The sequence below is a fragment of the Pseudomonas sp. Pseusp16 genome (assembly GCF_047324915.1).
Taxonomy (GTDB): Bacteria; Pseudomonadota; Gammaproteobacteria; order Pseudomonadales; family Pseudomonadaceae; genus Aquipseudomonas; species Aquipseudomonas fluorescens_CD.
Window position 1 is genome coordinate 3480248 of sequence record NZ_CP168522.1, and the last position, 13587, is coordinate 3493834.

14 protein-coding genes are annotated in these 13587 nt (G+C 60.6%); 9 read left to right on the forward strand and 5 right to left on the reverse strand.

Translation table 11 applies throughout. The features are described 5' to 3' along the window. Positions 1-46: 46 nt before the first annotated feature. Positions 47-358, forward strand: a complete 312-nt coding sequence (locus tag ACEN8Q_RS15825; protein ID WP_413427310.1) for an Mpo1-like protein — start codon at positions 47-49, stop codon at positions 356-358. 27 nt (positions 359-385) lie between these two features. After that, positions 386-976, forward strand: coding sequence for an HD domain-containing protein (locus ACEN8Q_RS15830; RefSeq protein ID WP_413427309.1), 591 nt, complete (start codon positions 386-388; stop codon positions 974-976). Positions 977-1122: 146 nt separating this feature from the next. On the opposite strand, the gene ACEN8Q_RS15835 is transcribed toward ACEN8Q_RS15830, so the two are convergent. Next, on the reverse strand, positions 1123-1938 hold the full coding sequence (locus ACEN8Q_RS15835; protein WP_413427308.1) for a UDP-2,3-diacylglucosamine diphosphatase: 816 nt from the start codon (positions 1936-1938) through the stop codon (positions 1123-1125). A 134-nt stretch (positions 1939-2072) separates the two neighbouring features. On the opposite strand from ACEN8Q_RS15835, the gene ACEN8Q_RS15840 reads away from it, so the two are divergent. Next, positions 2073-2837: a helix-turn-helix transcriptional regulator gene (locus ACEN8Q_RS15840; RefSeq protein WP_057398306.1), complete on the forward strand. Its 765-nt coding sequence runs from the start codon at positions 2073-2075 to the stop codon at positions 2835-2837. A gap of 71 nt (positions 2838-2908) precedes the next feature. Then, positions 2909-3802 carry a DMT family transporter gene (locus tag ACEN8Q_RS15845; RefSeq protein WP_413427307.1) on the forward strand — a complete coding sequence of 298 codons (894 nt, stop codon included), beginning with the start codon at positions 2909-2911 and terminating at the stop codon, positions 3800-3802. On the opposite strand, the gene ACEN8Q_RS15850 is transcribed toward ACEN8Q_RS15845, so the two are convergent. The 4 genes from ACEN8Q_RS15850 to recQ all read right to left on the reverse strand — a co-directional run bounded on the left by ACEN8Q_RS15850 (position 3796) and on the right by recQ (position 8130). Beyond that, positions 3796-4083, reverse strand: a complete 288-nt coding sequence (locus ACEN8Q_RS15850) for a SelT/SelW/SelH family protein (protein WP_085719083.1) — start codon at positions 4081-4083, stop codon at positions 3796-3798. The genes ACEN8Q_RS15845 and ACEN8Q_RS15850 overlap by 7 nt on opposite strands. Positions 4084-4116: 33 nt before the next feature. Next, on the reverse strand, positions 4117-5322 hold the full coding sequence (locus tag ACEN8Q_RS15855; RefSeq protein ID WP_413427306.1) for a FimV family protein: 1206 nt from the start codon (positions 5320-5322) through the stop codon (positions 4117-4119). A 127-nt stretch (positions 5323-5449) separates the two neighbouring features. Then, positions 5450-5884, reverse strand: a complete 435-nt coding sequence (locus tag ACEN8Q_RS15860; protein WP_413705452.1) for a MarR family transcriptional regulator — start codon at positions 5882-5884, stop codon at positions 5450-5452. Positions 5885-6003: 119 nt separating this feature from the next. After that, the gene (recQ, locus tag ACEN8Q_RS15865; RefSeq protein ID WP_413705453.1) at positions 6004-8130 is read right to left on the reverse strand and encodes a DNA helicase RecQ; all 2127 of its coding nucleotides are present in this window, start codon (positions 8128-8130) and stop codon (positions 6004-6006) included. A 276-nt stretch (positions 8131-8406) separates the two neighbouring features. On the opposite strand from recQ, the gene ACEN8Q_RS15870 reads away from it, so the two are divergent. The 5 genes from ACEN8Q_RS15870 to ACEN8Q_RS15890 all read left to right on the forward strand — a co-directional run bounded on the left by ACEN8Q_RS15870 (position 8407) and on the right by ACEN8Q_RS15890 (position 13521). Continuing rightward, a complete protein-coding gene (locus ACEN8Q_RS15870; protein ID WP_008023664.1) occupies positions 8407-8994 on the forward strand; it encodes a YecA family protein in 588 nt (195 codons plus the stop codon). A gap of 10 nt (positions 8995-9004) precedes the next feature. Continuing rightward, on the forward strand, positions 9005-9400 hold the full coding sequence (locus tag ACEN8Q_RS15875) for a YbaN family protein (RefSeq protein ID WP_413427303.1): 396 nt from the start codon (positions 9005-9007) through the stop codon (positions 9398-9400). Between the two features lie 100 nt (positions 9401-9500). Next, the gene (lapG, locus tag ACEN8Q_RS15880) at positions 9501-10208 is read left to right on the forward strand and encodes a cysteine protease LapG (protein WP_413427302.1); all 708 of its coding nucleotides are present in this window, start codon (positions 9501-9503) and stop codon (positions 10206-10208) included. 22 nt (positions 10209-10230) lie between these two features. Next, positions 10231-12201 (forward strand): cyclic di-GMP receptor LapD, encoded by a 1971-nt coding sequence (gene lapD, locus ACEN8Q_RS15885; protein WP_413427301.1) that lies wholly within the window; start codon positions 10231-10233, stop codon positions 12199-12201. Between the two features lie 105 nt (positions 12202-12306). Further along, a complete protein-coding gene (locus ACEN8Q_RS15890; protein ID WP_413427300.1) occupies positions 12307-13521 on the forward strand; it encodes a carboxypeptidase regulatory-like domain-containing protein in 1215 nt (404 codons plus the stop codon). Positions 13522-13587: the final 66 nt, after the last annotated feature.

The window sequence follows — 13587 nt, forward strand, 5'->3', positions numbered from 1 at the left end:
CGCAGAACAACTTGCTGCCAGAACAATAGCCACAGAGATCGCAGTCGTGGAAAACATCAAACACTTCAACAGCTTTGCCGAGTTTTACCCTTACTACCTCAGCGAGCACAGCAACAGTACCTGCCGCCGCCTACACTTTATCGGCACGACACTGGTTATCTTGATTCTGGCGCTGACCATTGGTCGCGGGATATGGATGCTGTTGTGGGCCCTGCCTGTGGCGGGTTACAGCTTTGCCTGGGTCGGGCATTTCTTCTTCGAGAAGAACCGCCCGGCAACGTTCCAACACCCCTTCTATAGCCTGCTCGGCGATTTTGTCATGTATCGGGACATGGTTCTGGGACGCGTTCCGTTCTAGATAACATCAGTCACAAGAGAATTGCCTATGAACGCCAATGCCCGCTTCACCCACATGAAGGACGGCACGCAGGAAGACTGGGCGATCATCGCCGCTGACTTCAGTGCCTACGCGCGGCAATTGCCGACAAGGATCGTGGCGCACCTGAAGCTTCTGGAGGGTGATTTTGGCGGGTTCCCGGTGGATCGCCTGACCCATTCCCTGCAAACCGCCACCCGCGCCTGGCGCGATGGCCGCGACGAAGAATACGTGGTCTGCGCCCTGCTCCATGACATCGGCGACACCCTGGGTTCCTACAACCACCCGGACATCGCGGCGGCGATCCTCAAGCCGTTCGTCAGCGCCGAGAACTTGTGGATGGTGGAAAAGCACGGGATATTCCAGGGCTACTACTTCTTCCATCACCTGGGCATGGATCGGTATCTGCGTGAACAATTCCAGGACCATCCGCAGTACCAGGCGACCGTCGAGTTCTGTGCCAGGTACGATGCGGCGGCGTTTGACCCGGCGTACGACACGCTGCCATTGAGCTTTTTCGAGCCGATGATGGAGCGGTTGTTTGCGCACCCCAGGAACTCGATTTACAAGGCGGCGATGGAAGAGCAGGCTCCGGCCTGACAGATCCAGCGGGACCGCTTTGCGGTCCATTCGCGGGCAAGCCCGCTCCCACAGGGAGCTTTGGTGGAAGCAGATTTTGTGAACACCTCGAAATCTGTGGGAGCGGGCTTGCTCGCGAAGAGGCCGGTACAAACACCGAATGCCTGTCAGGCCAACTCGGCAACCCTGGTCGCCTTCAACTGCGCCTCACGGGCTTGGGCGTCCGCCAGGCGATACAACTCGATCGAACCATCCCAGTGCTCGATCAGCGCGGTGCACGACTCCACCCAGTCGCCGCAATTGAGGTAGTCCACCTCGCCGACCTTGCGTATCTCGGCATGGTGAATGTGCCCGCACACTACGCCGTGCAGCTCGCGCTTGACGCATTCATGGGCGATGGCTTCTTCGAAGTCACTGATGAAGCTGACCGCGGTTTTCACCTTATGCTTGAGGTAGGCCGACAGCGACCAGTAGCCGTAGCCATATCGCGCGCGCCAATGATTGAGCCAGCGGTTGAGGGTCAGGGTGAATTCGTAGGCCGAGTCCCCCAGAAAGGCCAGCCAGCGATGGTAACGGGTGATCACATCGAACTGGTCGCCGTGAATCACCAGCAGATGCCGGCCGTCGGCGGTGACGTGCACGGCTTCGTCCACCAGCTGGATATTGCCCAGAATCAGCTTCGAATAGCGGCGCAGGAACTCGTCGTGGTTGCCGGTGACGTAGATCACCTCGGTGCCGCGCTTGCTCATGGTCAGCAGGCGACGGATCACGTTGGTATGCGCTTGCGGCCAATACATGCCGCCGCGCAGTTTCCAGCCGTCGATGATGTCGCCGACCAGGTAGATCTTGTCCGCGTGGTAGCTCTTGAGAAACTGCGACAGGTGTTCAGCCTGACAATCCCGGGTGCCCAAATGCACATCGGAAATCCATAAAGTCCGTACGCGTTGCTTACGGGTGGGTTTGGCGAGCTCGGCGCTGGTCATGGGCAACCCTCTGGCAAGTTTTGCCAAGTCTGCCCCGGCCCGGTTAATGGTCCATGACAGCGTCAAGTCAGTCCTGTGACAGCGCTGGCAGGCCCGCTCGGTGTAGACTGACGCCCTGAACCGGGAGACCTGCGATGAGACCGATCCTCACGCTTCGCCAATACAGCCACGACCTGATCGTCCACAGCCACGACCACGCGCAATTGGTGTTCGGGCTTTCGGGCGCCCTGGATTTCGAGGTCGACGGCCATGGTAGCCAGGTGGTCCAGCAGAGTTTCGTGGTGGTGCCCTCCGGAGCGCATCACGCTTGTGGCAGCGCCAATGGCAGCCGCTGCCTGGTGCTGGATGTACCCGGCGAACAATGGGTTGCCCAGTCGTTGGGCGATCACGCCGAGTCCAGCCGGCGCTTGCTCGACAACGCCGGCCGCCTGCCCCTGGACGCCGGGCAAAGCCAATTGGTCAGTTGGCTGGCGAACAGTCCGGTCGATGATCCGCTGATCGCACAACAAGGCGCGGTGCTGCTACTGGCCAGTCTCAACAACAGCAGGCCTGACGCCATCGGCGGTCGGCGCCTGCCCTACGCCGCGCTGAATGCACACATCGATCAGTACGCGGCGTACCCCCTGCAGGTGGCCGACCTGGCCCGGGTGGCCGGCCTTTCCAGTGCCCGTTTGCATGCACGCTTCGTGGCCGAATGCGGGCAGACGCCGATGGACTACATCCGCAGCCGACGCCTGCATATCGCGGTGAGTTTGCTGCGCAACTCGGCACTGCCCATCGGCGAGATTGCCAGCCGCGTCGGCTACAGCTCCCAGAGTGCCTTCGCGGCGGCGGTGCTGCGCGAGTTCGGGGCATCGCCCGGGAAACTGCGGCGCGAGGCTGGCGACAAAAAACGCTAGTTTGCCGACAGACTTGAGGGGCGATGACGCGCTTCAATGATGCCTCTGTTCGTTTGCCGTTAAGGATCGCGATGACTCCCCGTACTGCCCTTGGCGCCTTGCATATCGGCGCATTGATGTTCGGCCTGACCGGCGTGTTCGGCAAACTGGCTGCCGCGTCACCGGCGATCATCGTTTTCGGCCGGGCCGCTTTTGCTGTCCTTGCGCTGGCGTTTTTCGCACGGTTCGCCAGCCAGACTCGCTGGCGGAAACTCGAGGTCGTGGACTGGCGTCGACTGCTGCTAAGCGGCTTGTTGCTGGCCGGGCACTGGGTGAGTTTCTTCATTGCGGTGAAAGTCGCAGGCGTGGCGATTGCAACGCTCGGTTTTGCCAGCTTCCCGGCATTTACCGTGATCCTTGAAGGGTTGATCTTCCGCGAGCGCATTCGCGCCAATGAAATTGTGCTGGTGCTGCTGGTCAGTGTCGGGCTGGTGCTGGTCACACCTGACTTTGATCTGGCCAGCGGAGCCACCACTGGCCTGCTGTGGGCCGTGGGTTCCGGGTTGCTGTTCGCCCTGCTGTCACTGACCAACCGTGCCAGCTCCGGGCGCGTCCCGCCCGTGCAGGCAGCGCTGTGTCAGAACGTGGTGGTTGCCCTGTGCCTGCTGCCGGTGGCGGCGCCTCATTTGAGCGAAGTTCGCACCATCGACTGGCTGTGGATCGGCCTGCTCGGTGTGTTCTGTACCGGTGTCGCCCACAGCCTGTTCGTCGCCAGCCTCGCGGTGATCAAGGCACGCACTGCCGCCGTGGTGTTCGCCCTGGAACCGGTCTACGGCATCACCGTCGCCTGGCTGCTGTTCAACGAAAACCCGACCCTGCGCATGTTGCTGGGGGGGGCGCTGATCATTGTGGCGATCGTGGTATCCAGCAGGTTCTCAAGTAGCTCAAGCAGGAAAGCCGTTACCGCCGAGGCCGCGTCTCACTGAGTGCGGTCGTTGTGCCCCAGGTCACGGTCGGGGTCGATCTGGTCGCGGACCCGCTGCTTGAGCACCTTGGCTTCAGGGAAGCCGCCGTCCGCCTTGCGCTCCCAGATCTGCACAGCGTCACAGTAAATATGAAAGACCCCGCCGGTGCCTGGCACCAGGGAGACTTTGCCCAGGTCATCACCAAAGGTGCTGAGCAATTCCTGGGCCAGCCAGGCCGCGCGCAACAGCCACTGGCATTGCGTGCAATAGGTGATGACGACTTCCGGTTTGCCGGTGTTCATGACGGGACTTGACTCCAGAGTTTGACGACGCCGCTATGATAGCCCGGCCGGTGGCTGCCGAGTCGGCGGAACAGGTAGCGCCTCCAACTCGAACACAGGCTCGATCATGGCCAGGGCAGCCGACTGCTTGCTCTCGTTTGGGCTGATCACCTCCCAACTCGACGCCATGGACAGATCCTCCAGGTTGAGTTGGTATACATCGTCAGCGGCGACCGGGATGGAGCGAGCGCTATCGACCCGCTCAAGCCCATCACTGGCTGGCCCCCCGTCGCGATGCGCAGTGGGCGGTTGCATGACAGGGGGCCACATCACTGGCTCGGTAATGAGCTCAGCCAACGGTTCATGCGGTGACGACAGAGCCTCTGACATTGCGATCTGATGCTGTTGGCGCCAGCGGCGAACAAACCAGCCCAGCGCCAGCAACGTCATCAGCGCTGACACGCCGGCAATCGGCAGCCAGCCAACCCCGGGGGTTTCAGCAATAGCGGAGGCTGGCGCCCCTGCATCAGAAGCCATTGGTTGCGCCTTTACCTTCCTGAGCTCCGCCAGCTGGGTTTGCAGCTCCGCCAACTGTTTTTTCTGGCCGGCGATCAGCTCATCCTGGCCTTGAAGCTTCGCGTTGAGCTCATCGACAGTGGTTTGCATCTGATGGTTTTGCAGGGTGCTGGCGGCCAGTTGTTCAACAGCTGGATCAGCCACGGGGACGTCAGTTTCTGATGTCGTGCTTGTCACGGGTAACCGCGGTACGGCCGGTTGAACACTGGGGAATGCAGGCGCCGGGGAACCGGGAAGCGGTTCATCGCTGGCGGGAACAACGCCCGGCGAGCCTGGCGGATCGATCAGTACCGTGTACTCACGCAATAACCGACCGTTGGGCCGATTGAGCTGCACGAGGAAGTTCAGGAACGGCTCACTGACGGGCTTGCTGGACGTCACCTGGATCAAGTGGCGGCTACCGCGCAGGATCGGGGTGAACCTCAGGTTGTCGAGGAACAATACCCGGTCGACCCCGGCACGACTGAACTCGCCTGCCGTTGCCAGACTCACCGACAGCTCGTTCTCCTCCAGGCCAGCCGCATCCACCAGTGCGATATCGGCGCGCAGCGGCTGATTCAGCGCCGAATGCAGGGTGATTTCACCCAGCCCCAGCGCAGGTGTCCATGCCGAGTAAGTGACCGCGGCCCCGGCCAGCAACCACTGAGAACCACCGCGCAAAACCAATCGCCAACACTTGAACATGAGCATCCTTGAGATCTATAGAAACCATCCGCACGCGTTCGTACATCCGTTACGAACACGATATTGCCGAGTAGTTCTTATAGTTCGCCCAATGCGCTATCTCAAAAACCTGGCAGCCGGTTATGCCTCAGGATTTTTCCAGGTTGCTCAGGATGTGCCCGTGAACGCGCATGCACACCTTCAAGTCCGCCTCATCGACGCCTTCGAACAGTTCGTGACGCAGTTGCGTGGCAATGGTTTCAATTTGTTCGATCAAGGGGCGCGCCGGTGCGCAGAGAACGATTTTCTTCGCCCGGCGGTCTTCCAGTACTGCCTGACGTTGGACCAGCCCCTGGCTTTCCAGGCTGTCGAGCAAACGGGCCAGGGTCGGGCCTTCGACGCCAACGCTTTGTGCCAGCTCACGCTGGGTCGGTGCTTCATCGAAACGCGCCAGGTGCAGCAGCACCAGCCAGCGTGCCTGGGACAAGCCCAAGCCCGCCAGCCGGCGGTCCAGTTCGGCACGCCAGCCGCGGGACATCTGGGCCAATTGCATGCCAAAGCGGTGTTGATCGGTTAACGGCATAAAACACTCATGATCAGACTGAAATAAATTAAAACTAATTATTAGTCAGCTAAGCATGAGCCTCGGCTTGAGGCAAGACTTGATCTGTACTGAATCGTTACATCAGCACTACAGATGTCTCAAATCTCGAATTCCGACTGTAAGGCAGCCCGAACGCAGTACAAAACCCCTTCCGGTACCCGGCCCGCGAACAGCGCCGCGATCTCGGAAACCGGCGGCAACTCGCCTTCGCCGTCGAGGAACGCGTCCTGCACTTCCCCCATCAGGTCTTCAGGCAGATCCAGCGCCTGTTCCAACGACAACTGCTGCTTGCCGATCGCCTCGGCCAGCATGGTGTAGACGTTCTTTTCCGAGCACTGCAACTGACCGGCAATCTGCACCGGCGTCATACCCGCCCGCGCCAGAGTGATCAGCTCGTGACGCACGTCGGCCACCGCTTTCGGCGCCTCGACCTGGCCGCCGAGCACCTCGAGGAAGGCCTCGCCATAGCGCTCCAGCTTGCGCGCGCCGACGCCGCTGACCCTGGCCATTTCCGCCAGCGAGGTCGGCTGGCTGCGGAGCATTTCCAGCAAGGTCGAGTCGGGGAAGATGACGTACGGCGGCACGCCATGCTCTTCGGCGAGCTTGCGCCGCAGGGCACGCAGGGCCTCCCATTGCTCGCGCTCTTCGCCGCGGACCAGTTGGCTTGCCTGGCTCTTGCTGCTTTTCGCCACGGTTTGCGCCTTGAGATCGCGGCGCAATTCCAGGGTCACCTCGCCCTTGAGCAGCGGCCGGCAACTGTCGCTCAGGCGCAAGCCGCCGTAGCCTTCGAGGTCGATGTCGGCCAGACCACGGGCCACCAGCTGACGGAACAGCGAACGCCATTCGCCCTCCGCCATCGCCTTGCCGACACCATACACCGAGAGGTGTTGATGGCCGAAGCTGCGGACTTTTTCGTTGTCCTTGCCCAGCAACACATCCACCAGGTGTCCGACGCCGTAGCGCTGACCGGTGCGGTAGATCGCCGACAGCGCCTGACGCGCAGGCTCGGTGGCATCCCAGGTCTGCACACCGTCGACGCAGTTGTCGCAATGACCGCAAGGCTCGGGCATGTCTTCGTCGAAATAGGCCAGCAGCGTTTGCCGGCGGCAGCGGGTTTCTTCACAGAGCGAGAGCATGGCATCGAGCTTGTGTTGCTCCAGGCGCTTGTGACGCTCGTCGCCTTCGGAGTTCTGCAGCATCTGCTTGAGCATCACCACGTCTTGCAGGCCGTAGGCCATCCAGGCGTCTGCCGGCAGGCCGTCACGGCCGCCACGACCGGTTTCCTGGTAATAGGCCTCAAGGGATTTCGGCAAATCGAGGTGCGCGACAAAACGCACGTTGGGCTTGTCGATGCCCATGCCGAAGGCCACCGTCGCGACCATGATCAGGCCTTCCTCATTGAGGAAGCGTTTCTGATGGTAGGCCCGCAGATCGTTGGGCAGGCCGGCGTGGTACGGCAGCGCCGGAAAGCCTTGCTCGCTGAGGAATGTGGCGACTTCCTCGACTTTCTTGCGCGACAGGCAATACACGATGCCCGCATCGCTACGGCGTTCGGCGAGGAACGCCAGCAACTGCTTGCGCGGCTGTTCCTTGGGCACGATGCGATAAAAGATGTTCGGCCGGTCGAAGCTCGACAGGAAGCGCTCGGCATCTTGCAGGTGCAGCCGGGTGACGATTTCTTCCCGGGTGCGCTTGTCGGCCGTGGCGGTCAGGGCGATGCGCGGTACATCGGGGAACATTTCCGCCAATTGGCCCAGTTGCAGGTATTCCGGACGGAAATCGTGGCCCCATTGCGACACGCAGTGTGCTTCGTCGATGGCGAACAGAGCGATGTTCAGCCCTTGCAGAAATGACAGCATGCGCGGCTGGACCAGTCGTTCCGGTGCCAGGTAGAGCATTTTCACTTCACCGCGGCGGATGCGGGCGGCGAGGTCACGCTGCTGCTCGGCGCTGAGGGTGGAGTTCAATGCGGCGGCGGCCACGCCCAGCTCTTCGAGGGTGGCGACCTGATCGTCCATCAGCGCGATCAGCGGCGAGACCACCACCGCCAGGCCTTCGCGCAGCAGTGCCGGGACCTGGAAGCACAGGGATTTGCCGCCACCGGTAGGCATCAGGACCAGGGCATCGCCGCCACTGGCCACGCGCTCAATGATTGCACCCTGGCGGCCACGGAAACTGTCGTAGCCGAAGATGTCCTTGAGGACGCGTTGAGCCTGTTCGAGCATAAAAACTCCAAAAATCACCGAAACATCCCTGCAAGGCTGGTTCAGAACCCGCAAGGCTGCACCGACAAATCGTAAGTGCGCATTGCATGTCGCTTCACATTTCAGCCGTGACGCCAGCAGGGCATCACAAAACGCGCGAGTATACCCGAGCCCCGTCCGGCAAAGGGCACCGCTGATAAGACACTCAATTCAATCTCACATTTACCGTGCGGCTGGCCCAAGCGCTCAAGAAGGCCTAGAATTCCCGCATCGAACATTCCCCAAGGTAGTCCTTTAATGTCCTTCGCTGAGCAACTAACCCGCCTGCAAGTCTTCCTCGACGCTGATGAACTGCATGACGAGGCGCTGGACTACGTGGCCGCCCACGGCTACCTCACCGCGCTGTCGATCTGTTCCGAAGCGGTTCCCGAGCGTGAATGGATCGACGCACTGTTCGCCGAAGAGCCGCATTACAGCAGCGAGGCCCAGCGCGAAGAGATCGAAGCCACGCTGATCGGCCTCAAGGCCCACATCGCCCGCCAACTGGCCTCCGACGAAGAGTTCGAGTTGCCGTGCGACCTGGACCTGGGCGACGAACCGGACGATTCCGAACTGCGCGGCTGGTGCATCGGTTTCATGGAAGGCGTGTTCCTGCGCGAAGAAGCCTGGTTCGAAACCGCCGAAGACGAAGTCAGCGAAATGCTGCTGCCGATCATGGTCGGTTCGGGCCTGTTCGACGAGCAACCGGAGTTCTCCGACATTGCCGCCGATGCCAACCTGATGGACGACATGATCGTGCAGATCCCGGAAGCCCTGACTGCGCTGTACCTGCTGTGCAACGCTCCAGACGAAAAACCGGCGATTCTCAAACCCCGTCACCACTAAGGTTCTGCCTATGGACAACCCCATAGGCAACCGCCCCCTGATGTTGCGTTACGTGCTGCTGGCCATCGGCTGGTTGAGCGTGACGCTGGGGGTGATCGGGATTTTCCTGCCGGTATTGCCCACCACCCCTTTCCTGCTACTGGCGGCTGCCTGCTTCGCCCGCAGTTCCCCGCGCTTCTATCAATGGCTGGTTGAGCATCCACGGCTTGGCCCATGGATCCGCGACTACCTCGACGGCAACGGCATCCCGCTCAAGGGCAAGGTCTACGCCATCGGCCTGATGTGGGCGAGCATCCTGTTCTCCTGCTATCTGGTGCCGCTTCCCTGGGCACGGGGGTTCATGCTGACCAGTGCGGTGCTCGTGACGATCTACATCCTCAGGCAAAAAACCCTGCGCAATTTCTGAAGCTCCCCCGGCTATTGGTGGCGGGTCCCGTCCGACGACCTGCCCTGCCCCGGTAAAAACTCCACCTAAACTTCACCCATCTACACTCGAGCAGCCAGACATGGCCCGCAGTCTGCGTAGTCCAGGATGGCCCGCGCTCCGACTTCGGCTCGGCGAATGGTTGCTGCTGGCTGGTTTGCTACTGACCTTACTCAACGGGGTCGGGGCCGACTGGGATTTTGCGCAGATTCTGCAATCCGTTGAAAAACGCTACGGCCCGCCGGGACCGGCACGAAACCGGATCGAGGCGTGGAATCAAATGCTGCAAAGTGCACGCGGCGCGCCCGAACGTGAGCAGCTCAACGCGGTGAACCGCTTCTTCAATCAGCAGTTGAACTTCCAGGACGACACACGCATCTGGCAACAGGCCGATTACTGGGCCACCCCCGTTGAAGCCCTGATCAAGGGCGCCGCCGATTGCGAGGACTACGCGCTGGCGAAGTATTTCAGCCTGCGCCGACTCGGCATTCCCAGCGAAAAACTGCGCATCACCTACGTCAAGGCCCTGAACCAGAACCAGGCACACATGGTGCTGACGTTCTACAACTCCCCCACGGCCGACCCACTGGTGCTGGACAACCTGATCGGCGATATCCGCCCCGCGTCCCAACGCAAAGACTTGCTGCCGGTGTACGCCTTCAACGCCGAAGGCCTGTACCTGCCGGGCAAAAACGGCGGCCAGCGCAGCAGCGACTCGAAAAAGCTGTCGCGCTGGCAGGACGTGCTGAAAAAAATGCAGGCCGAAGGGTTCGACATAGGCGAGGGCTGACCGCCATGCCAAGGAGCGATGTATGACACTGCGTAAACAGTTGTTCCTGGCCATCTGCCTGTTCCTGCTGGTGGCGTTCAGCGGCAGTTTTTTTGCCAGCCTGGAAAGCTCCCGCGAGCAAACGCTCGGTCAACTGCGCGCCCACGCCCAGGACGCAGCCACTGCGCTGGGGCTGTCGCTGACAGCACAGGTCGATGACCCGGCAATGATGGAGCTGATGGTCAGTTCGATTTTCGACAGCGGCTATTTCAGCAGCATCCGCGTCATCAGGCTCAAGGATCAGCAAACCCTGGTGGAACGCAGCGCACCGACGAAAATCGACGCAGTGCCTGACTGGTTCGTCAATCTGGTCAACCTGCGCCCGGAAGGTGGCGACGCCTTGGTCATGCGCGGCTGGGAACAACTGGCACGGGTCGAAGTGCTGAGCAATCCGCAGTTCGCCCTGGCCAAGCTCTGGGACAGCACCCTCGGCAGCCTGGTCTGGTTGCTGCTGTGCGGGCTGTTCAGCGCCGTGATTGGCGGATGGATGCTGCGCCGGCAATTTCGTCCCCTCGACAGCATGGTCCGACAAGCTGAAGCCATCAGTAACCGCGAGTTTCTAAGCCTGTCGAAACTGCCACGGACACCGGAACTGAAACGGGTGGTGCTGGCCATGAACCAGATGGTCGAGAAGCTCAAGGCCCTGTTCAGCGAAGAAGCTGCGCGCAGCGAAAAACTGCGGGCCGAATCCTATCTGGACAGCCTCACCGGCCTGGCCAACCGGCGCCTGCTCGACGAGCAACTGACCGACCATTTACGCGAGTGCGAACAGAGTCGCGATGGCCATTTGCTGATGTTACGGATCAATGACCTGAACGGGCTCAACCAGCGACTGGGCGGCCAACGAACTGACGCGCTGATCAGTGCCGTAGGCGAATTGCTCAAGCGCCTGGCTCAATTGCCCGAGCGTCGCACCTGGCTGGCGGCACGCAATCGTGGTGGCGAATTCAGCCTGCTGACACCGGGTCTGGACGCTGAAAATGCCGCGCGCCTGGCCGCCGATGTCAGCGCCAGCCTGGAGAACCTGCGCCTGACCGGTGCCAGTGATTGCATGCCCGTCGCCCATCTGGGCGTTGTCGCCTACCGCCCCGGTGAGTCAATCGGCACCGTACTCCTGCGCCTGGATCAGGCACTGACTGAATCCCGGCAACATCCGGAGCGACCCTGGGTGCATTTGAGCCATCGTGACACCGCGCCGAATCACACCCAGCACGACTGGCGCACCTGGATCGACGATGCCCTGACTGAAGGTAAAATGCAGTTGTACTTCCAGCCCGTCGTGCAATGTGCCGACCCCGGCCAGGTGCTGCACCACAAAGTGCTCGCACGCCTGCTCGACCCACAGGGCGAGGCGATAGCCGCCGGGCATTTCCTGCCGTGGATCGAGCGTCTCGGCTGGTCGGCACGGTTCGACATGGCAATGCTCGAGGCCACGCTGGACGACCTGGTGGCCGACCGCAGGCCCTTGGCACTGAGCCTGTCCGGGAGCACCCTGCGCGACCCGGTGCAATGGCGAACTATCCTCGACCTGCTCGACTCCCTGCCGGAACTGGCGCCGCTCCTGACCCTGGAAATCGACGAAAGCCAGTTGCCCTCCCCCGACGAATTGCAGCGTTTGAGTCACAGCCTGCTTGTCAGCGGTTATCGAATGGGCCTGCAACACTTTGGCGGGCGCTTCAGCCAGATCGGCAACCTGACCCAATTGGGGTTGGCGTACCTGAAAATCGATGGAGCCTACATTCGCAACATCGACGAGCAGCCTGACAAGCGACTGTTCATCGACGCGATCTTTCGCGCGACCCACAGCATTGATTTGCCGCTGATTGCCGAGATGGTCGAAACGTCGGGGGAGTTGGTGGCCATCACGGAACTGGGTGTTTTCGGCGCGATGGGGCGCTTGATCGGGCCGCCAAAGCCAACCTTTCCAGGCAGCCAATGCCACTCCGATCATTGATCGAAAACCAGCTTGCACCTGTTATTTATGAGCGTAGGCAAGCTATCCAACGAGGTTTTAAATCACTCCGGCACCCAAACTTTTTCAACACCCGGAGTCATCATCATGACCGCTACCCCCCCGAACACCTCGGTACTTACGCCAAACACACCGAGTGAAGCAACAGCGAAAGTAACCTTCGATGAAGTCCGAGACAGCAGTGGTAATCTCGTTGCTGAACAAGGCGTTACTTTTGACAAAACCCTGAGTTTCAAGGGTACGGCCGGCGCAAACAAGGCGCTCGGGATTCGCGATGGCAAGAACACAATCACTGACGTGACCAGCAATGGTTCAGGAGTCTGGATCAAACAGTTCACGCTGCCGGACTTCAAGCGCTACAGCCTTGACGCTATCGAGAAATCCGTGCCTTACGATTATTCCCGTCCGCCCAAAACGTTCGTTCTGGCGACCGAGACGCCGATCATCGACAAAGTCACTGGCAAGGATGGCCCGATCGAAAATGGCGGCACCTACGACGGCGACTCGCTGGAGTTCTCCGGCTACGCACCTCCCGATATGGAAGTAGAAGCGATCAACGGCAACACCTCCACGGGCAAGAGAGCCACTGTTGACCGTGATGGGCTGTTCAAACTCACCTTCGACGGGCTGACCGCTGGCAACTACAGCATCAGGATCAGGGCGGCCAATGACAAAGAATCCAGCGCTTTCACCTTCCGCGCCGCATTGGATGTGGAATTGAGCCTGGATGACGTCCTCGAATCCGAAGGCGGCCCTTCTGTTCCTGAAGATGGCACAACCGACAAGAGTCAGTTGATCATCAAGGGGCATGCCATGCCCGGTGAGAGCATTCAACTACTCAATGGCGGCGCCCCCATGAAAGATGCCATCGCAACTGCCGATCCCGGCGATGGTGCCTGGAACATTCTGCTCGATGTGACAGACGGCGCCTACAGCCTCGCCGCCAAGGCGGACTATGGCGATGAGGAAATCACTGCGCCACCCCGCACTTTTACCGTGGCATCCACCATCAAGCCGCGCAATACCCGCGTGTACGATTCGGACGGCCTAATCGAGGACAACGGTAGCACCCCATACAACCATGTAATTGTCAGGGGTGATGCGGCCCCGTCAGCGCAGATCAAGCTGAAGATCAATGGCGTCACCGATCCGAAGCTGGAACCGACCGACGATAACGGTAAATGGGCCAGACTGGTTACACGTCTGGAATACGAAACCACTTATCAATTCATCGCGCTGGCAGACTATGGTGACAACTCAGAGTCTGATCCCTGGACGATTACTACCGGAGTTCTGCGTTAAAGACTCCAGTGGCCAGGCAAAACCCTGGCTGGAAACCATTGAATGAAAAAACCGCCATCCCTTAAA